The sequence below is a fragment of the Flaviflagellibacter deserti genome, from assembly GCF_042652085.1.
Taxonomy (GTDB): Bacteria; Pseudomonadota; Alphaproteobacteria; order Rhizobiales; family Methylopilaceae; genus Flaviflagellibacter; species Flaviflagellibacter deserti.
Genome location: NZ_JBHSJF010000004.1, coordinates 82,576 through 101,516 on the forward strand (window position 1 = coordinate 82,576; position 18,941 = coordinate 101,516).

An 18,941-nucleotide genomic window follows, 5' to 3' on the forward strand; every position below is an offset into this window, starting at 1 on the left:
TTGCGGATAATCGGGCACTATCCGGCAATGTTGTCCGAAAAGCACGAACAATAGATGGACCGTTTCGACGCCATGCGCGTCTTCACACGCGTCGTTGAACGGCGGAGCTTCACTCTCGCCGCGCAGGACACTGGCCTGCCGCGCTCGACTGTGACCGATGCCATCAAACAGCTCGAAACGCGGCTCGGCGTTCGGCTGCTGCAGCGAACCACGCGGCATGTCAGCCCGACGCTCGACGGCGAGGCCTATTACCGCCGCTGCCTGGTCCTAATGGCCGATCTGGAAGAGGCGGAAGCCGCGTTCGCGGGTGCGAAGCCGAAGGGCCTGCTGCACGTCGAGGTACAAGGCACCCTCGCCCGCCATTTCCTGCTGCCGAGCCTGCCCGGTTTCTTCGAGCAATATCCGGACATCGAGCTGTTCATGAGCGAGAGCGACCGCTGGGTCGATGTCGTACGCGAGGGCGTCGATTGCGTGGTGCGCTATGGCCAGTTGCCGGACAGCGACATGGTCGCGCGGCGTGTCGCGACTTTGGAGCGCATCACGTGTGCGGCGCCGTCCTATCTCAAACGCTTCGGCACGCCGACGGACTTCACCAAGCTCGACAGTCACAGGATGGTCGGCATTCGCCTGTCATCGACGAGTGCTCTGACTCCGCTGCAATTCGTGAAGGACGGGACGCAGCATATCGTCATGCTGCCGACGACGATGTCGGTCACCGGACCGGAGAGCTATCTTCCTGCGGTCAGACTCGGTTTCGGTATCGCGCAACTGCCTTATTTCCATATCCAGGACGATCTGAAGAGCGGCGCGCTGGTCCCGTTGATCGAGAAGTACCCACCGCCGACGGCACCGGTGTCGCTGCTCTATCCGCGCAACCGCCAGCTTTCGCCCCGCGTTCGCGTGTTTCTCGACTGGGCTCAGCAGGAGTTTTCACGCAGGGCCGACAGCATGAACCGGAATATTACGCAATTGTAATACTTCAGATCGACCAATGTAGTAGGCAAAAAGTACTATTCAATCTGTTTTGACAAAGCACGCATGCAATATCAGGAGGATCGAAATCAGGCTTATGCCGTTATTGAGCTACATTTGAATCCGAATTCTTCCCGTAGACGCGGGTAGTGCCGTGATTCCGGACCAAGATCATGAGCGATCAAAACAGGGGCAAGGGACCGCTGATCATAGGGGGGCTTATCGTCCTTCTGGCCGGCGTCGGTCTCTGGTGGTGGCAGTCCTCCAAGGCCGCGCAGGAAGCTGCCGCCCGGTATCACGCAGCTCCGCCCGTTCCGGTCACGGTTACGCAAGTGTCTACTCAGGACCTGCCCGTCTATCTGACCGGTGTCGGCACCATTCAAGCCTACAATACGGTGACCGTGCGCACCCGCGTCGACGGTGAGCTTCAGCAAGTCAATTTCAACGAAGGCCAGTTCGTGAAGCAGGGCGACGTGCTCGCCCAGATCGATCCGCGTCCGTTCAAGGCCGCCGTCGATCAGGCGGTCGCGAAGAAGGCGCAGGATGAGGCCCAGCTCGCGAATGCCAAGCTCGACCTCGGCCGCGCCAACGATCTCGCCTCGCGCGGCTTCGACACCAAGCAGCAGCAGGACACGGCGAAGGCACTGGTCGATCAACTGACCGCCCTCGTTCAGGCGGACCAGGCGGCGATCGAGATGGCGCAGCTCCAGCTCGATTATTCGACCATCCGCTCGCCGCTCAACGGCCGCACCGGCTTCCGCCTCGTCGATCGCGGCTCGATCGTCCACGCGACCGACACGACCGGCCTCGTCGACATCGTCCAGCTCCAGCCGATCACCGCCGTGTTCGCGCTGCCGGAATCCGATCTCCAGCCGCTCGCGGATGCAGAGCGGGCCGGCGAGGTCGACGTCTGGGCAGTGACCCCGGATGGCAGGACCGATCTCGCCAAGGGCAAGCTGCTTCTCCTCAACAACCAGGTCGACATGCAGACCGGCACGATCAAGCTCAAGGCCGAGTTCCCCAATGCAGATCTCGCGCTCTGGCCCGGCCAGTCGATCAGCGCGCGGGTCCTCGTCCGCACCATCAAGAACGCGACCACGGTCCCGCCGGAAGCGGTGCTGCAGGGCAACAAGGGCGCCTATGCCTTCGTCATCGGCCCGGACAACAAGGCGCAGGTCCGCAATCTGACCACGAGCGTCGTCGCCAACGGTCGCATGGCGGTCGAAAGCGGGCTGAAGCCCGGCGAGACGGTCGTCACCGGCGGGCAGTACCGGCTAAGGCAGGACACGGTCGTGCAGGCCACCGATCCGGCGACGGCGAAGAGCGCCGACGAGAGCTCCGCTCCGAAGGATCAGGGCACATGAACTTCCGCCCTGAGGATGAACCTAGGAACGCAACGGAGGTCGAGCCTCCGGTTTCGTTCGAGGATACGAGCGTCGGTGACAAGCCGCGTGGCAAGTCGGAACAGCCGTTCGGGCCGGAACATGGCGGCGGCGGAGGACGCGGCTCGAACGGCGGCATGTCCGGCCCGTTCATCCGCTTCCCGATCGCGACTTCGCTCCTCATGGCGGGTCTCGTCTTCGTCGGCCTCCTCGCCTACCCGCTGCTGCCGGTCGCGCCGCTGCCGCAGGTCGACTTCCCGACGATCCAGGTCTCGGCCAACTATCCCGGCGCCAGCCCGGAGACGATGGCGTCCTCGGTCGCACAGCCGCTGGAACGGCAGTTCGCGCAGATCTCCGGCGTGACGCAGCTCACCTCGACGAGTTCGCTCGGCACGACCTCGATCGCGATCCAGTTCGACCTCAACCGCCAGATCGACGCCGCGGCCGGTGACGTGCAGGCCGCCATCAACGCCGCCGGCGGCCAGCTTCCGAGCGACCTGCCAAGCCCGCCGACCTATCGCAAGGTCAACCCGGCCGACTCGCCGATCATGCTGCTGTCGGCGACTTCCGATACTTTGTCGCTGACCGATGTCGACGACGCCGCCGACACCAAGATCGCGCAGCAGCTCAGCCAAATTCCGGGCGTCGGACAGGTCTCGATCGGCGGCGAGCAGAAGCCAGCGATCCGCGTCCAGATCGATCCCGCGAGACTCGCGGCCAAGGGCCTGTCGCTCGAGGACGTGCGCGCCAACCTGTCGATCCTCACCGTCAACCGGCCGAAGGGCAGCCTCGATAGCGCGAGCCGCACCTTCACGATCTACAACAACGACCAGCTCACCAAGGCCGATCAGTGGGATAAGGCGATCATCGCCTACGTCAACGGCGCGCCGATCCGCGTCAGCGATATCGGCCAGGCGGTGTCCGGTCCCGAGGATGCGAAGAAGGCGGCCTGGGCCAACGGCAAGCGCGGCGTCTTCCTGATCATCTTCAAGCAGCCCGGCGCCAACGTCATCGACACGGTCGACCAGATCAAGAAGGAGCTGCCGCGCCTGCAGGCTTCGATCCCGCCGGCGATCGACGTCAAGATCCTGAGTGACCGCACGCAGACGATCCGCGCCTCGGTTCAGGACGTCCAGTTCACTTTGATGCTGACGATCGCGCTCGTCGTGATGGTGATCTTCCTGTTCCTGCGGAACGTCTGGGCGACGATCATCCCCAGCCTCACCGTGCCGCTGGCGCTGCTCGGCACCTGCGCGCTGATGTATGTGACCGGCTACAGCCTCGACAATCTCTCGCTGATGGCGCTGACCATTGCCGTCGGCTTCGTCGTCGACGACGCCATCGTCATGCTGGAGAACATCGTCCGGCACATCGAGAACGGCGAGAAGCCGATGGAGGCGGCGCTGAAGGGCGCGGGCGAGATCGGCTTCACCATCATCTCGATCAGCCTGTCGCTGATCGCGGTGTTCATCCCGCTCCTGATGATGGGCGGCATCATCGGCCGCCTGTTCCGCGAATTCGCGGTGACGGTGACGATGACGATCGTCGTCTCCGCGATCATCTCGCTGACGCTGACGCCGATGCTGGCCTCGCGCTTCCTCAAGAACCACGAGGGCGAGAAGCACGGCCGGTTCTATCTGGTCGTCGAGCGCGGCTTCGACGCCATGCTGCGCGGCTATGCCTGGGGCCTCGACGGCGTGCTACGGCACCAACGGCTGACGCTTCTCGTCTTCTTCATGACGGTCGGCGCGTCGGGCGCCCTCTTCTATTACATCCCGAAGGGCTTCTTCCCGGTGCAGGACACCGGATTGATCCAGGCGACATCGGAAGCCTCGCAGGACATCTCCTTCGCGGCGATGACAAAGCTGCAGGAGGCGGCTGGCCGCGTCGTGATGCAGGATCCGGCTGTCGCCAGCGTCGCGATGGCGATCGGCAGTGGCGGAGGCGCGCAGACAGCCAATACCGGCCGTATGTTCATCTCGCTCAAGCCGCGTGACGAGCGCGATGCGTCGGCGACGGAGATCATCAACCGGCTTCGCCCGAAGATCGCCGAGGTGCAGGGCATCGCACTGTTCATGCAGCCGGCGCAGGACATCAATGTCGGCGGCCGCGCGGCGCGCACGCTCTACCAGTACACGCTGCAGGATCCGAACCTGGCCGAGCTGAATGAATGGGCGCCGAAGCTTCTCGACAAGATGAAGACGCTGCCGGGGCTGCGTGATGTCGGCACCGACCAGCAGACCGACGGCCGCACGCTGACGCTCGACATCGACCGCGACCAGGCCGCCCGCTTCGGCATCACGCCCGACACGATCGACGCCACCCTCTACGACGCCTTCGGCCAGCGGCAGATCGCTCAGTATTTCACCCAGATCAACAGCTACCACGTGGTGCTGGAGATCACGCCCGAGCTGCAGCGCAACCCGGACACGCTGAACCGCATCTACCTGAAGTCCTCAACCACCGGCCAGCAGGTGCCGCTCGGCGCATTCGCCAAGTGGACGCTGCAGAAGGTCGCGCCACTCTCGATCAGTCATCAGGGCCAGTTCCCGGCGGTGACGCTCAGCTTCAACCTCGCGCCCGGCGTCTCGCTCGGCCAGGCGACGCAGATCGTCGAACAGGCCAAGGCGGAGATCGGCACGCCACCCTCGGTGTCCGGCTCGTTCCAGGGCAATGCCCAGGCGTTCCAGGCATCGCTCGCGACCGAACCTCTCCTCGTCGGCGCCGCCCTCGTCGTCGTCTACCTGATCCTCGGGATCCTGTACGAGAGCTACATCCACCCGCTGACCATCCTCTCGACGCTGCCGTCGGCGGGTCTCGGGGCGCTCGCGATGCTGATGCTGTTCGGCTTCGATTTCAGCCTGATCGGCCTGATCGGCGTCGTCCTGCTCATCGGCATCGTGAAGAAGAACGGCATCATGATGGTGGACTTCGCCATCGAGGCGGAGCGCAACGAGGGGCTTTCCGCCGAAGCCGCGATACGCCGCGCCTGCCTGCTGCGCTTCCGGCCGATCATGATGACGACGGCCGCGGCCCTGCTCGGCGGCGTGCCGCTGATGCTGGGCGCGGGCGCCGGCTCGGAAATCCGCCAGCCGCTCGGCTACGCCATGGTCGGCGGCCTCCTCGTCAGCCAGGCCCTGACCCTCTTCACGACGCCTGTCGTCTATCTCTATCTCGACCGGCTGTCGGACTGGCTGAGCGGCGAGAAGCACGAGGACAAGGAGAAATCCCCCTCACCCGCTCAAGCGCATTAGCCCACAGCACGGCGCCCTCCCTCCCCGTGTCGGGGAGGGCCGACTCGCGAAGCGAGCGGGGTGGGGCAAAGACCCTTCGGAAAGTTATGCCTCGCGGAGGCCGCTCCCCACCCCGGCTCGCGCTGACGCGCGACTCGGCCCTCCCCGTTCCGGGGAGGGAGACCCAAACGCACCTTCCCGTTCAGTGGCCGAGTTCTGCGAGGATGGCTTCCATCACGCCGTCCGGATTTTCCATCACCTCGGCATTGGTAACCCGAAACACGCGCATTCCCTCTTCTCGAAGCCGCGCGTCACGGATCGCATCTCTCGCTGGCGCAGTCCCCATCGCATGGGTATCGCCGTCGACCTCGATTACAAGGCCGGCCTTGAGGCAAACGAAGTCGAGCACATAGCCCAGACGCGGCGCCTGCCTCCGAAAGTGAAAGCCGCGCGCCCGCAATTCGCGCAGCCGCACCCGCAGCCTGACCTCGGGCGGTGTCATGCGCTTGCGGAGGGAGCGGGCGAACGGGACGGACATCGGTGAAGTGTCAGCGAGCCCAACAACGAGCGCAATCCCTCCCCGTGTCGGGGAGAGAGGCGGCGCCGCCTCGGCTGCATCAATCCAGCTTCGGCAGTTCATGCGCCCACGGCGCTTTCGACAATCGCTTGCTGAGGAAGTCGATCAACACGCTGACCCGGACCGGGCGTACCGTTCCCGGCGGTGTCAGCACGTAAAGCGCCAGCAGTTCCGACGACCAGTCGGGCAATACCTCGACCAGTTTGCCGTCGCGCAGTTCCCGCCAGATCAGGAATTCCGGCATCAGGCACATGCTGAGCCCGCCGGTCAGCAGCGGCACGACCACGTCCGCATTGTTGACCGAGAGGCAGCCCTGGATGCGCGCGATGAACTCGCCCTGATGCGGATGGTGCAGCGTGATCGAGGTCGGCGCGGCGAGGTGCGAGAAGACGACGGTATTGTGCTTCTCGAGCTCGCGCGGATGTGTCGGCGCGCCGTGCTTCGCCAGATAGTCCGGCGACGCCACCAGCGGGCGGCGCACCGCGAACAGGCGGCGGGCGCGGAACGACGAATCCGACAGCACGCCGATGCGGAGCGCGACGTCGATCCCCTCCGCGACGAGGTCGGTGCGGGTGTCGCTCAGCCGGAGATCGACCGAGACTTCCGGATATTCCTTGAAGAACGCCGCGAGCGCCGGACCGAGATGCTGGATGCCGAACGACATCGGCGCGGACAGCCGGACAAGCCCGCGCGGAACCGCGGCACCCTCGGTGATCTCCTCCTCGATCGCCTCGCCTTCCGCGAGGATGCGCGTAGCGCGGTCGAGCGACGCCCGACCGCTTTCGGTCAGAGAAAGTTTCCGTGAGGTGCGGTGGAAGAGAGACGTGCCGAGGCGGAATTCGAGGCGCGTGATCGCCTTCGAGACGGTCGCCTTCGACAGGTTGAGATCGCTCGCGGCCCCCGAAAAGGAGCCGTGCTCGGCGACCTTGGCGAAGATCGCCCAGGCTTCGAAATCGGGGAGATGCGGCATGCCGAATCCAGGTTGGATCCGGATCATGCCGCCATCTCCCCGTTTTGTCGTCATTTGCTCCCACCGTCATCCTCCGGCTTGACCGGAGGATCCACGTCACACGGCACGGGCTTGATGGGTCCCCTGGTCGAGCCGGAGGACGACGCCGAGCTAGCGTCGCGCGATCCAGTCGCTGGACAGCGAGAGATCGGCCTGTCCGAGGCCATGGCTCAACGGCAGAAGCCGATGATCGACGTCCGCGCCACGCTCGGTCAGCGCCAAAGCCAGCCGCGCCGCATTCTCCTGCGGCACGATCGGGTCCATCACGCCCGAGAGCATAAGAACCGGCGTGTCGTGCAGATCCGCCTTCGGCATCTCCTTCAGCGGCACCATCGCCCGCAGCAGCACCGCGCCGGCAACCGTACCGGGCCTGAGCAGCAGCATCGCCGCGGCGATGTTTGCGCCGTTCGAAAAGCCGACCGCCACCGGCTTGGCGAGCCCATACCGCTCGCGCGCCTCCTCGACGAAATCGGCGAGTTCGTTCGCGCGACGGCGGACGTCGTCCTCGTCAAACACGCCCTCGGCAAGGCGGCGGAAGAAGCGCGGCACGCCGCCTTCCAGCACCTTGCCGCGCGGCGAGAGAATGGCCGAGCCCGGCGCGATGACGCGGCCGACATCGACGAGATCGTGCTCGTTGCCGCCAGTGCCGTGCAGCATCAGAAGCGGCGGCGAGCCGATCACGGTTTCCGGCTCGTAGCGGTGGATGAAATCAAGTTCGGTTGTCGTGGACATGGGAATGCTCCGGGAAGCCGGCTGCCTTTCGGCCACCGGCTCCCTCTTCGACAGAGGTTTCGACTGGATCAGACGAGCTCGGGGAGCACGCCTTCGATGCGTTCGCGATGCGCTTCGAGGAAGCCCGGCAGCTTCAGCGCCTCGCCGAGCTTCGCCACCGGCTCGTCCGCGGCGAAGCCGGGGATGTCGGTCGCGATCTCGAACAGCACGCCGCCGGGTTCGCGGAAGTAGACCGACCGGAAGTAGTTGCGGTCTTTCTGCTCCGTGGTCCGGATGCCGTGGTTCTGCGCCAGCTTCTCGACCATCGCCGCCTCTTCCGCGTCGTCGGCCGCGCGGAAGGCGATATGATGCACCGAGCCGCCACCAGCCCGACCGGCAAGGAAGCCGCCGACCTCATGCAGGTCGACGATGCCGCCGTTCCTCGTGTCGCCGGCCTTCAGGCGGATCAGCGAGCCCTCGCGAGCGACCTCGGTGAAGCCGAGGACATCGGTCAGGATCGCCGCCGTGGGAGCGGCCTTGGCGAGCAGAAGATTGACGCTGTGGAAGCCCCGGATCGCATGCTCGGCCGGAATATCGCTGCCGGTCCATGCCGCCTCAGTTTCGACACCAGGCACACCGACGACAGCAAGACGCATGCCGTCCGGGTCGCGGAACGACAGGATCGGCTCTCCGAACCTTTTCACCAACGGCTCATGCTCGACGCCCTTGTCGATGAAGCGATGGGTCCAATATCCGATCGAGCCTTCCGGCACGCGGAACACGGTTTCCTGCGTCTCGCCGACGCCGACCCGGCCCTTCGCCACGTGATCCCACGGAAAGAAGGTCAGGATCGTACCGGGCGAGCCGGTCTCGTCGCCGTAATAGAGGTGGTAGGTGCCGGGATCGTCGAAGTTGACGGTCTTCTTCACCAGACGCAGGCCGAGGACCTTGGTGTAGAACTCGACATTGCGGCGCGCTGGGCCGGCGATGGCGGTGACGTGATGAATTCCAGAAGCGCTCATAGCGGTGATCTCCATGGCGCCGGCCGGTGCCGGCGTTTGCATGACCGCTAAGTTAGGAGGCGCCGCATCGCGCATAAATGGAAACTAATGAAAAGCAACGTTTCCAATTTTTTCCAATGAGGCGAGGCTGACGCCTCGCCTCGATAATCGTCATGCGCCTGCGTACGGCGAGTTCTCTTCGACTTTCTTCTCGGCGTCGTTTTCTGCAGCGCCAATTTCCCCGCGCAGCGCTTCCTTGCCGCGTTCCGCCACCGCCCTGACGCGATCTCCGAGACCGCCGACTGCGTCCTTGGCATCCGAGGTCGTGAGGCCCTGGGCCTTCGCCTCGTCCACCACCTGTTCATAGGTGTTCTCGGCGATGGCCGCCGCCTGCTCGTAACCTTGATCCGCCAGGTCGCGCGCTTGCTGTTTGACGCGATCGCTGGCCTCGCCCATCAGGCGCGCCTCGGTTCGCGTCGTACGCATGATCGCGCCGAGTGCCGCGCCGATGGCGAGACCCGCCGCCGCCACTATCAGTGGCTGCTCGTTGGCGAAGTCGGTTGCCGTGCGACGAACATCGCGGCTGGCGACATAGGCCTGATGCCCGAGTTCGCGGCCACGACGGCTTGCCTGATGTCGAAGCTCGCTGGCGCGATCACCGACTTGAGACGCCGCTTCGGCGACGCTTTCGCCGGCGCCGGCAACCGCATCATAGGCCCGATGTCCGGCCTCGCGCGCTTTACCGAGGAGGCTATCCGAACTCTGACCGCTCGACCGGTAGTCCGAGGAATACGGCGCGGAATGAAGCTCGTCCGCCTCGTCGTCGACGGAGCTGTAGCCGCCTGTCGAGCCGGTATAGTCGTAGAGATCGCGTCTCGAACGCCGGTCCCGCGACAGACTTGGCAGCTTTCCGCTGCGTCCCGTCATCAGCCAGGCGAGACCGACGCCGACGAGGGCGACCGGGATGGGATTGTCGCGCATGCCCCGGCCGAGATTGCGGACGAATTCGCCGCCTCCGCCGTTGCGGGCATAATCCCAGACCTCGTCGGCAAGTTCGCCGGGCGTCATGCGGTTGCGGAGTTGATCCAGCGTGCTGGCGACGCCGGCTCGGGTCTGTTCGACATCGCGTTCGATTTCGGCGCTGGACCTGTTGTCCTGCATGGTCATTTCACCTGCTCCTTGAGCAATGCGGCGTCACGCTTGACCTGACCGGTTGAGCGAGATGGCGCGAGGTTGGACACTTTGAGATTGCTGATCCCGCGATTGACGAGGAGGTAGCCGGCGAGGCCGATCACCACCGCGACGATGAGCGAGGACCAAGGCGCGGCGATGCCGACCTCGATGAGAGCCGCGACCAAGGCCGCGAGCAGCACGTTGACGGCGCCGATGAGAAGCACCGCGCCGCCGATCATCAGGCCTAGTCCGGCCACGCCCTGCGTGACCTTTTCGGACAGTTCGGTGCGGACGAGTTGAAGCTCCTTGCCGAACAGAGCGGTCGACTGCTGGAACAGATCGGCGATCAGTCCAGGCACCGAGCGGGTGTCGGTTCGTTGTTCAGTTGCCGACATTGCGCGTTCCTCCGATGCCGGGTCCGATCTCGTAATCGGAACGTTCTGCTCCCTCGCCGAGCGGCAGCGCGCCGCGATTGTCGGAGAAGCGGCGGGTCGAGCGGTCGAGGTCGTCGCTTGCCGAACGCCTGTCGGCGGAGCTCTTCAGGAAGCGCGACAACACCACACCTGCGAGTACCGCGCCGCCGAAGACCAACGCCGGATTGCGGCGAGTGAAGTCGCGCGCGTCGTGGATGAGATCGTCGACATTGCGCTGCCGCACGCTGGAGGTGAAACGCTCCACGCTTTCCGCCGCGCCACGGACATAGCCGGCGATCTGCGGCGATTGCTGCTCGAGGTCGTCGGCGGCGCGCCTCACCGCCCCCGCAATGCTGTCGAGGCGGTCGGCGCCGGCGCCGATACTCTCGTTCGCATAATCCCTGGCGCGATGTTTCACGTCGTCGGCGAGGCTCGAAACGTCCGAGCGCGCGTCGCGGGCGGCGGACTGTGCCTGGTCACGAAGGGCACCGACCTGGCGATCGGTTTCGCTGCGGATGTCGTCGAAGGAACGCGCGGCATCGTCCCGCGCGTCGGCAAACGTGCCGCCCGACGACTGTGTGCTGTCGGTAGATGGAAAATTACTCATGGCATCTCTCGCGGTTGAGGTCCAAGGGGCCTGTGGGACGAGCGCCCGCAGATGCACTTTCAACCGCTGGAGGAGTGTTCGCGTTCCGGGTCGGATAGGATGATTTTCGCGGAGAGTCGCGGCCTGCCGTGCTCAGGAATCGACGCGGAGCAAAAGTCCCTCGGAGGGACGCAGAACGACACTGCTTCCGGACGCTCCCTCCCGGTCGAGATGGGTCGACAAAAGAATGGTCGCATCTCCGAACATGGAGAGGTCTTCGAGCTGCTTTTCGTGCCCGAGATTGAGGATGACGAGCAGATGCTCTCCTTCGAAGCGTCGCTCGTAAGCGAGCACGTTTCCATCGCGCGCGACGGCCGCATAGTCACCTACCGAGAGCGCCCGATGGGCGCGGCGGAGCGAGATGAGATTCCGGTAGAGGCTGAGGATCGAATGGCGATCCTCTTTCAGCCTCTCGACATTCTTCTCTCGCCAGTCATCCGAAAGAGGAAGCCATGGCTCGACCGTGCTAAAGCCCGCGAAGTTGTCGCCGGCCCATTGCATCGGGGTGCGGACCGGATCGCGGCCAAGTCCGAGGCCCGGCTCATTCACGCCCCATGGGTCCTGGACCCGTTCCGGCGGTATGGCGACATCGGGCATGCCGATCTCGTCGCCGTAATAGACCGTCGGCGTGCCGCGCAACGTCAGCAGCAGCATCGCGGCCACCCGCGCCTGAGCCTCGCCGACCCGCGCCGCTATGCGTTGACGGTCGTGATTGCCGAGTACCCAGTTCGGCCATCCGCCCGGCGGCAGGAGGCCCTCATAGCGCTCGATCATCCTGGCAAGAAGCCGCGCATCCCAGGGCGTTTCGAGCAGCTGGAAATTGAATGGCAGATGCGCACCGGAGAGGCCTTCGCCATAATAGGCGACGACGCGCTCGACCGGCAGGTAGATTTCGCCGATCAGAACCCGCTCGTCATAGTCCTCAAGCACCGCGCGCATGTTCCGAACCACCTCGTGCACCTCCGGCCGGTCGGCCGAATAGGTCTGCTGGAAGCGGCCGATCATCGGCTGGCTGGGCTGGTAGCCGGCGTTGTCCGGGTTGTCGCGGAAATCGACGTCCTTGATCAGGTGCCAGATCACGTCGACGCGGAAGCCATCGACCCCGCGATCGAGCCAGAAGCGCAGAACGTCGTACATCGCCGCGCGGACCTGCGGATTGCGCCAGTTGAGGTCCGGCTGCTGCACCAGGAAGGCGTGATAGTAATATTGCCCGGTCGCCTCGTCCCGTTGCCACGCGGAACCGCCGAAATTCGAAATCCAGTTGTTCGGCGGACCGCCGTCCGGCGCGGGGTCGCGCCAGATGTACCAGTCGCGCTTCGGGTTATCGCGCGATGAGCGGCTTTCCCTGAACCAGGCGTGCTGTTCCGAGGTGTGGTTCGGCACGAAATCAAGGATGACCTTCAGGCCTTTCGCATGCGCCTCGGCGACTAATCGGTCGAAATCCTCGAGCGAGCCGAACATGGGTTCGATCGCGCAATAGTCCGCGACGTCGTAGCCGAAATCCGCCATCGGAGAGACGAAGATCGGCGAGATCCAGACCGCATCGACGCCGAGCCAGACGAGGTGGTCGAGCCGCTGCCGGATACCTTCGAGATCGCCGATGCCGTCGCCGTCGGAATCCTGGAACGATCTCGGATAGACCTGATAGACGATCCCGCGCTGCCACCAGAAGGCGTCCTGCATCCCGCTCGCTTTCGATGTGATCCGCCGCACGATTGTAGGGGCCGGACGGCGAAGTTCGAGGGCGACAAGTTTAGCGCTCGGCCGATGACACTGCGGATACGGATTTCCAGCGTCCAGCCGCTCACGGCACCGCAACCTATAGCCGAATGTCTAATCCTCCCAATCATCCTTTACGGGCATCAAAGCATTAGATCGCCGTAATCCGCCCCAAACGGTTCGGCGGAGTTTTCTGGATATCCATTCGATGCTGAATCGCTTCATTGCCCGCGCCGTCGAGGTCTTCACCGGCCGGGTTACGCTCGTGATCCTGGCCGCGCTCCTGATCGCTGGCGGCTGCGGCTTCTACGCAGCGCATCATTTCCGCATCAACACCAACATCAACGACCTGCTCTCGGCCGAGCTGCCCTGGCGCAAGGAACAGCTCGCCTATCAGAAGGCGTTTCCGCAGCGGCCGCGCCAGATCATCGTCGTCGTCCAAGCGCCGACCGCCGAGCTGACCAGTGCGGCAACTTCCGCTTTGGTCGACGACCTGTCGAAGCAGACCGACCATTTCACCGCCGTCGAGGATGCCCAGGGCGACGCTTATTTCCGCAAGAACGGCCTTCTCTTCCTGCCCACCGAGAAGGTCCGCGACACCACCAACAACATGATGGACGCCGAGCCGCTGCTGGGCACGTTCGCGACCGATCCCAGCATTCGTGGGCTGATGGAAGCTCTTCGTAAGGGTCTCGACGGCATTGACGGCGGCGATGTCACGCTCGACGGCATGGCGCCACTGCTCAACTCGGCATCGGACACCATCGAGACCACGGCGTCCAACGGCTTCCCGACTTTCTCGTGGAAGCGCCTGCTGCCGCAGCAGGAAGGCCAGCCGAACGGACTGCGCCGCATCCTGCTTCTCACCGCCAAGCTCGATCTGGGTTCGCTGACACCGGGCGCGAAGGCGACGGGTGCTGTCCGGAAGGCGATCAGTGACCTCGACCTCGCCGGGAAATATCACGCCGATGTCCGCCTGACCGGCACGGTACCGATCACCGACGAGGAATTCTCGAGCGTCAATGATGGCGCGGCGGTCAACGGCGCGATCACCGGTGCGCTCGTCGTGATCATCCTCTGGCTGGCGCTCCGCTCCTTCCGCCTCGTTTTCGCAGTTTGCCTGACGCTCGGTGTCGGCCTCATCATCACCGCCGCGCTCGGCATCGCCATGGTCGGCGCTTTCAACCCGATCTCGATCGCCTTCGCCGTCCTGTTCGTCGGCATCGGCGCGGACTTCGCTATCCAATTCGGGATGCAGTACCGCGAGAACCGGCACGAGTTGAAGAACACCCGGAACGCTCTGGTCGCGACCGCCGGCAAGATCGGCGCACCCCTGACTTTGGCTGCCGTCGCGGCGGCGATCGGCTTCCTGTCCTTCATGCCGACCGCCTATGCCGGTCTCGCCCAGCTCGGCATCATCGCGGGCGGCGGCATGATCGTGGCGTATGTCGCCAGCCTCGTCCTGCTTCCGGCCCTGTTCAAGGGCGTCCGTCCGCCGGAAGAGCCGCATTCGCTGACCCAGCCCTTCCTGATCCCCGTCGACAACTTCCTGAAGCGCCACCGCCTCTGGGTCGTGACGCTCACCTCGCTGATCGTGCTGGCCGGGGCTCCGGCGCTGATGAAGCTGCAGTTCGACTTCAACCCGTTGCACCTGCGCGATCCGAATTCGGAAGCGGTGAAGACCTTCGTCGAACTCAGCAAGGACCCGGCGGTCGGCGCGCAGAGCGCCCAGATTCTCGCAAAGGATCACGACGAGTCGATCGCCCTCGCGGCGCGGCTGAAGGAAGTACCTGAGGTCGCGTCCACGCGCACGCTCGACACGCTCGTCCCGATGCAGGATCAGGCGAAGAAGCTCGACTACATCCAGAACGCCGCGCAAGTCCTCGATCAGTCCATCAACGGGCCGAAACAGCCCGCACCGAGCGATCAGGAAAACATCGCCGCGCTGAGCAAGGGCGCCGACGAGCTTAGCAGCGCGGCCAATGGCCGGACCGGCCCTGGTGCCGAGGCCGCCAAAAGGCTGGCCGGCAATCTGCGCAATCTCGCCACCGCCGACGAGGACCATCGGGACAAGGCTGGCGAGGCCGTGCTCGTGCCGTTGCAGCAGAATATGGACGACCTGCGCCTGCTCCTGACGGCGGGGCCTGTCGATGCCAATTCGGTGCCGAAGGTCATCGCGCAGGATTGGGTGACGCCGGACGGCCGCTACCGCGTCGATATCCTGCCCAAGGGCGACCCGAACGACAACGACACGCTGCTGAACTTCGCGCGCGCCATCGAGAAGATCGATTCGCGCGCGACCGGTCCTGCCGTCGATACGCTGAACTGGGGCCGCGCGATCATTACCGCCTTCGCCCAGGCGTCGGGTCTCGCTCTGCTCGGCATCGCCATCCTGCTCTGGATCGTTCTGCGGAGCATCAAGGATGTCGCCGCGACGCTCGTGCCTCTCATCGTTGCGGCGTTGATGACGTTCGAGATCTGCGGCCTGACGGGCTTCGCCCTGAACTACGCCAACATCATCGCGCTGCCGGTGCTGCTCGGCGTCGGCGTGGCGTTCAAGATCTACTACATCGTCGCCTGGCAGCGCGGTCAGACCGACTTCCTGCAATCGACGCTGACCCGCGCGGTGTTCTTCAGCGCGCTCCTGACCGCCGTCGCCTTCGGTAGCCTGTGGTTCTCGGTCCATCCCGGCACGTCGAGCATGGGCAAGCTGCTGGCGCTCTCCTTCGCCTGCACTCTCGCCTCGGCGCTTCTGTTCCAGCCGGCCCTGATGGGCGAGCCGCGCAAGAAGCCGGAAGCCGAGCCGAAAGCGGAACCCGTCGCTCGCGGCGCCTGAACGCGAACGGCCCCGACCATCCGGCCGGGGTGAGCCATCCTCCCGTCATATGTCCTTAGGCGCGGATTCGTTTCGTGCTGGGATCGTCCTGATCCATAGGAGATTTTCCTCGCGGCCACATCCGCGCCGCGTTGAGCTCCGTATCTGTGTGTGCGTGATTGACGCGCGGCCATTGTTCGAGCGGCGCGCAGAGATGGGTGTTCCTGAGTCCATGACCGTTGCGAGCGAGCCGAGCAGTCTCGGCCTGTCCACCGGAGCCGCGCTCACTATCGGAGCATTGGCCACCCCTCTGCTGGGTCTCTTATCTGGCCTCGCTGTTCACGGGCTTCTGGTCAGCCTGTTCGTCTTCGTCGGCGTGGGAATCGCGGTCAGCCTCGCCATCCCGCTCGGGCTTCCCCTCGGTCTCGCAAACGCGATCACCTTGTTTAGAGCCATCCTCACCAGTGTACTCGCCGGCCTCTCGGTGCAATTCTCGATCGTGACCGAACCCGCCGCAGGCATCCTGCCCGTGGCGATTGCCGCGTTCGCGCTCGCCACGGACGGACTGGACGGCTGGATCGCCCGGCGTTCGAATACAATTTCGGAATTCGGGGCACGCTTCGACATGGAAGTCGATGCCTTCCTGATTCTGGTGCTGTCCGTGCTCTGCCTTGTGCTTGGCAAAGCAGGCGCGTGGATTCTCGCCGCCGGTCTCCTTCGCTATGCCTTCGTCATCGCCGGCATTGTATGGCCCGCGCTCACCGCGCCGCTCTTTCCATCCTTCCGCCGCAAAGCAGTCTGCGTCATGCAGGTGTGTGCGCTGATCGTCATGCTTCTGCTGGAACCGCCCCTCGCGAACGCGATCGGGGCGATCACCCTGGGCGCTCTTGTCCTGTCATTCGCGATCGACACGGCCTGGCTATTGCGCAGGACCGCGCCCGCCCTCTGATGGCGAGCCTGAACGAAACCCTCGGCCTCGCCCGCTCGATCGCGATCTATTACGGCCGGCCTTGGAAGACGCGTGCGGCGCGCCGTTTTTATAGCGCCATGATCAGACCCGGCGACCTCGTCTTCGACATCGGCGCGCATGTCGGCAGCCGCTCGCGCGTATTCAGCAAACTCGGGGCGCACGTCGTCGCGGTCGAGCCGCAGCCTTTGTTCTTTCGTTTCTTGACAAAGACCCAGCCCGCGAACGTCATCCTTCGCGACTATGCAGTCGGCGCCCAGGCGGGGGAGGCGAACCTGCACATCTCGTCACGACACCCGACCGTCTCGACGTTGTCCGCGGACTGGATCGATGGCGTCAGAACAGATCCCGGTTTCGGCGCGGTCAATTGGGACGGCACGCACCGCGTCAAGGTCACAACGCTCGATGCGATGATTGCGGAACACGGCCTGCCGCGCTTCTGCAAGATCGACGTCGAGGGCTTCGAGGCAGACGTTCTGCGCGGACTGAGCCGGCCGATCCCATGCATCGCCTTCGAGTACCTTCCCGCTGTTCTCGACCGTGCCGAGACCTGCGTGAACCTCATCGCGCAACTAGGCGACTATCGCTTCAATCGCGTGCGCGGCGAGAGTTTCACGTTTGCTTCCAGGAATTGGGTGCCAGCGGCCACGATGATCGAGCACCTGAAATTGCTGAGAAGCAGCCGCTCCTCCGGTGACATCTACGCACGGCTCGTAGCATGACAGAGCCGACCGCTGCCCTCTCTCGGCCGCGCATCATCGGTGTGTTGTTCGCGCTTCTGTTCGTCTGGGCTTTGCTCGTCGCGCCGGACAGGCTGGAGGCAATGAAGGCGGCGTCCTTCGCCCGCGTACCGGTAGAACTGCCCGTCCTCCTGCTGTTGCTCCTGCTCGTCGGTGGCGCGATGGGTGCGGTCATCCGCAGCCTGACGACAATCGCGCTGTTTCTGTTGCTCGTCGCCAAGCTCGCCAATGCCGGGATGTATTTCGCGTCAGGCCGTCCGTTCGATCTCGTCCTAGATCTCGATCTGCTCGGCGCCGTCCGCAATCTGATGAGCGGCACGCTCGGCAACGTCCTGGCCGTTCTCGGCATCATCGCGCTGATCAATGCGCTGTTCGGCCTGCTCTTCCTGATCTGGATATCGCTGCGAATGCTGGGGCGTTTCGCGCAAATACCCGGCCCCCAGCGGATCGCGCTCGCGGCGTTCTCGGCGATCTCCATTGCGGGCTTCGTTCTCGACACGCCCGGCGTCACCGCAAATGCGTCGAACCTGCTGATCAGCCAGGTCACCCGGGCGCAGCAGAGCGCCGTCGACCTCGACGCATTTCACCGGGAGGCGACATCAGACCCGATAACGGAAGAGCTTCCCGCCGACCTCCTCACGGCGCTAGCCGGCAACGACGTATATGTCGTCTTCTTCGAATCCTATGGCGGTACGCTCCTCACCGATCCGGCCTTCAAGGCACGCACCGAAACGGCTCTCGCAAAGTTCGACGAGGCGCTCGCCCGCAAGCACATGGTCGCACGCTCGGGCTTCCTGACCTCCACCACGCTCGGCGGCCAGAGCTGGCTCGCCCATTCGACCCTTCTTTCAGGCCTGCGGATCGACAATCAGCGCCGCTATCAGGCGCTCGTCCGGGGCACCCACGGCACACTGGTGAAGGACTTCAAGCGGGCCGGCTGGACCACCGAAGCCGTCATGCCGGGGATCACCATGCCCTGGCCGGAGGGCCAATGGTTCGGCTTCGACCGCGTGATGGCGGCGAAGGATTTGGGCTATCGCGGCAAGAGCTTCGACTGGGTCACCATGCCCGACCAGTTCACGCTCGAAAGCTTCGAGCGGCTGAAGGGCGATGGGCCTGTCATGGCGCAGATCACACTGCTGTCGAGCCACATTCCGTGGGCACCGCTACCCTCACTCGTTGAGTGGGAGAAGATCGGCGACGGCACCATCTTCAACGCTCAGGTCGATGCGGGTGAACCGCCGGACACGGTCTGGCGCAGTCCGGATCAGGTGCGAGACCATTACCTCCGCTCAATCGAATACGTGCTCGCCACGCTCTCCTCATGGATCGAGCGCTATGGCAATGAGCGCACCGTCGTAATCGTCGTCGGTGACCATCAGCCGATCCCCTGGGTGGCCGGAAAAGATGTCGGGCATTCCGTGCCCGTTCATATCATCGCGGGGAACCCATCGACATTGGCCAGAATTGACGGCTGGAGATGGACAAACGGCATGCGCCCCAGCTTGAATGTCGAGGCATGGCCGATGGAAGAGTTCCGGAAGAGATTTGTGGCCGCGTTCTCCGGTTCCGGATCAAGTTGA

At 64.5% G+C, this 18,941-nt stretch carries 15 protein-coding genes; 7 read left to right on the top strand and 8 right to left on the bottom strand.

Features of this window, described 5'->3' with window-relative positions; all coding sequences use genetic code 11:
- Window positions 1-54: 54 nt before the first annotated feature.
- The 3 genes from ACFPFW_RS04285 (at window position 55) to ACFPFW_RS04295 (ending at window position 5,608) form a co-directional block, all read left to right on the top strand.
- The gene (locus ACFPFW_RS04285; RefSeq protein WP_114957154.1) at window positions 55-975 is read left to right on the top strand and encodes a LysR family transcriptional regulator; all 921 of its coding nucleotides are present in this window, start codon (window positions 55-57) and stop codon (window positions 973-975) included.
- Between the two features lie 170 nt (window positions 976-1,145).
- Window positions 1,146-2,336 carry an efflux RND transporter periplasmic adaptor subunit gene (locus ACFPFW_RS04290; protein ID WP_114957153.1) on the top strand — a complete coding sequence of 397 codons (1,191 nt, stop codon included), beginning with the start codon at window positions 1,146-1,148 and terminating at the stop codon, window positions 2,334-2,336.
- A gap of 155 nt (window positions 2,337-2,491) precedes the next feature.
- Window positions 2,492-5,608 (top strand): multidrug efflux RND transporter permease subunit, encoded by a 3,117-nt coding sequence (locus tag ACFPFW_RS04295; RefSeq protein WP_114957239.1) that lies wholly within the window; start codon window positions 2,492-2,494, stop codon window positions 5,606-5,608.
- Window positions 5,609-5,789: 181 nt separating this feature from the next.
- Here ACFPFW_RS04295 and ACFPFW_RS04300 read toward each other — a convergent pair whose 3' ends face one another.
- From ACFPFW_RS04300 to ACFPFW_RS04335, 8 genes are all read right to left on the bottom strand, one after another.
- The gene (locus ACFPFW_RS04300; protein WP_114957152.1) at window positions 5,790-6,125 is read right to left on the bottom strand and encodes an endonuclease domain-containing protein; all 336 of its coding nucleotides are present in this window, start codon (window positions 6,123-6,125) and stop codon (window positions 5,790-5,792) included.
- Window positions 6,126-6,204: 79 nt separating this feature from the next.
- A complete protein-coding gene (locus ACFPFW_RS04305; RefSeq protein WP_379769577.1) occupies window positions 6,205-7,161 on the bottom strand; it encodes a LysR family transcriptional regulator in 957 nt (318 codons plus the stop codon).
- Window positions 7,162-7,284: 123 nt separating this feature from the next.
- Window positions 7,285-7,905, bottom strand: coding sequence for an alpha/beta hydrolase (locus ACFPFW_RS04310; protein WP_114957151.1), 621 nt, complete (start codon window positions 7,903-7,905; stop codon window positions 7,285-7,287).
- Window positions 7,906-7,973: 68 nt separating this feature from the next.
- Window positions 7,974-8,906 (bottom strand): ring-cleaving dioxygenase, encoded by a 933-nt coding sequence (locus ACFPFW_RS04315; RefSeq protein ID WP_114957150.1) that lies wholly within the window; start codon window positions 8,904-8,906, stop codon window positions 7,974-7,976.
- Window positions 8,907-9,056: 150 nt separating this feature from the next.
- Window positions 9,057-10,052: a DUF3618 domain-containing protein gene (locus tag ACFPFW_RS04320; protein ID WP_114957149.1), complete on the bottom strand. Its 996-nt coding sequence runs from the start codon at window positions 10,050-10,052 to the stop codon at window positions 9,057-9,059.
- Complete coding sequence (locus tag ACFPFW_RS04325; RefSeq protein WP_114957148.1) at window positions 10,049-10,453, bottom strand: phage holin family protein; 405 nt, start codon at window positions 10,451-10,453, stop codon at window positions 10,049-10,051. The genes ACFPFW_RS04320 and ACFPFW_RS04325 overlap by 4 nt, the downstream gene beginning before the upstream one ends.
- Entirely contained in the window at window positions 10,440-11,078 is a 639-nt protein-coding gene (locus tag ACFPFW_RS04330) for a hypothetical protein (protein WP_114957147.1), read from the bottom strand. The genes ACFPFW_RS04325 and ACFPFW_RS04330 overlap by 14 nt, the downstream gene beginning before the upstream one ends.
- A gap of 132 nt (window positions 11,079-11,210) precedes the next feature.
- Window positions 11,211-12,800, bottom strand: coding sequence for an alpha-amylase family glycosyl hydrolase (locus ACFPFW_RS04335; RefSeq protein WP_114957146.1), 1,590 nt, complete (start codon window positions 12,798-12,800; stop codon window positions 11,211-11,213).
- A gap of 244 nt (window positions 12,801-13,044) precedes the next feature.
- On the opposite strand from ACFPFW_RS04335, the gene hpnN reads away from it, so the two are divergent.
- The 4 genes from hpnN (at window position 13,045) to ACFPFW_RS04355 (ending at window position 18,941) form a co-directional block, all read left to right on the top strand.
- Window positions 13,045-15,672 (top strand): hopanoid transporter HpnN, encoded by a 2,628-nt coding sequence (hpnN, locus tag ACFPFW_RS04340; RefSeq protein WP_114957145.1) that lies wholly within the window; start codon window positions 13,045-13,047, stop codon window positions 15,670-15,672.
- A gap of 211 nt (window positions 15,673-15,883) precedes the next feature.
- Window positions 15,884-16,600, top strand: coding sequence for a CDP-alcohol phosphatidyltransferase family protein (locus ACFPFW_RS04345; RefSeq protein ID WP_114957144.1), 717 nt, complete (start codon window positions 15,884-15,886; stop codon window positions 16,598-16,600).
- A complete protein-coding gene (locus ACFPFW_RS04350; RefSeq protein WP_114957143.1) occupies window positions 16,600-17,340 on the top strand; it encodes an FkbM family methyltransferase in 741 nt (246 codons plus the stop codon). The genes ACFPFW_RS04345 and ACFPFW_RS04350 overlap by 1 nt, the downstream gene beginning before the upstream one ends.
- Window positions 17,337-18,941 (top strand): sulfatase-like hydrolase/transferase, encoded by a 1,605-nt coding sequence (locus ACFPFW_RS04355; RefSeq protein ID WP_114957142.1) that lies wholly within the window; start codon window positions 17,337-17,339, stop codon window positions 18,939-18,941. Before ACFPFW_RS04350 ends, ACFPFW_RS04355 begins: the two co-directional genes overlap by 4 nt.

What these genes read in the sequence shown, in the direction of transcription:
- ACFPFW_RS04320 (WP_114957149.1), bottom strand. Translation starts at nt 10,052, where the DNA reads ATGACCATGCAGGACAACAGGTCCAGCGCCGAAATCGAACGCGATGTC.
- ACFPFW_RS04315 (WP_114957150.1), bottom strand. Translation starts at nt 8,906, where the DNA reads ATGAGCGCTTCTGGAATTCATCACGTCACCGCCATCGCCGGCCCAGCG.
- ACFPFW_RS04300 (WP_114957152.1), bottom strand. Translation starts at nt 6,125, where the DNA reads ATGTCCGTCCCGTTCGCCCGCTCCCTCCGCAAGCGCATGACACCGCCC.
- ACFPFW_RS04310 (WP_114957151.1), bottom strand. Translation starts at nt 7,905, where the DNA reads ATGTCCACGACAACCGAACTTGATTTCATCCACCGCTACGAGCCGGAA.
- ACFPFW_RS04345 (WP_114957144.1), top strand. Translation starts at nt 15,884, where the DNA reads ATGACCGTTGCGAGCGAGCCGAGCAGTCTCGGCCTGTCCACCGGAGCC.
- ACFPFW_RS04285 (WP_114957154.1), top strand. Translation starts at nt 55, where the DNA reads ATGGACCGTTTCGACGCCATGCGCGTCTTCACACGCGTCGTTGAACGG.
- ACFPFW_RS04305 (WP_379769577.1), bottom strand. Translation starts at nt 7,161, where the DNA reads ATGATCCGGATCCAACCTGGATTCGGCATGCCGCATCTCCCCGATTTC.
- ACFPFW_RS04330 (WP_114957147.1), bottom strand. Translation starts at nt 11,078, where the DNA reads ATGAGTAATTTTCCATCTACCGACAGCACACAGTCGTCGGGCGGCACG.
- ACFPFW_RS04290 (WP_114957153.1), top strand. Translation starts at nt 1,146, where the DNA reads ATGAGCGATCAAAACAGGGGCAAGGGACCGCTGATCATAGGGGGGCTT.
- ACFPFW_RS04355 (WP_114957142.1), top strand. Translation starts at nt 17,337, where the DNA reads ATGACAGAGCCGACCGCTGCCCTCTCTCGGCCGCGCATCATCGGTGTG.
- ACFPFW_RS04295 (WP_114957239.1), top strand. Translation starts at nt 2,492, where the DNA reads ATGTCCGGCCCGTTCATCCGCTTCCCGATCGCGACTTCGCTCCTCATG.
- ACFPFW_RS04335 (WP_114957146.1), bottom strand. Translation starts at nt 12,800, where the DNA reads ATGCAGGACGCCTTCTGGTGGCAGCGCGGGATCGTCTATCAGGTCTAT.
- hpnN (WP_114957145.1), top strand. Translation starts at nt 13,045, where the DNA reads ATGCTGAATCGCTTCATTGCCCGCGCCGTCGAGGTCTTCACCGGCCGG.
- ACFPFW_RS04350 (WP_114957143.1), top strand. Translation starts at nt 16,600, where the DNA reads ATGGCGAGCCTGAACGAAACCCTCGGCCTCGCCCGCTCGATCGCGATC.
- ACFPFW_RS04325 (WP_114957148.1), bottom strand. Translation starts at nt 10,453, where the DNA reads ATGTCGGCAACTGAACAACGAACCGACACCCGCTCGGTGCCTGGACTG.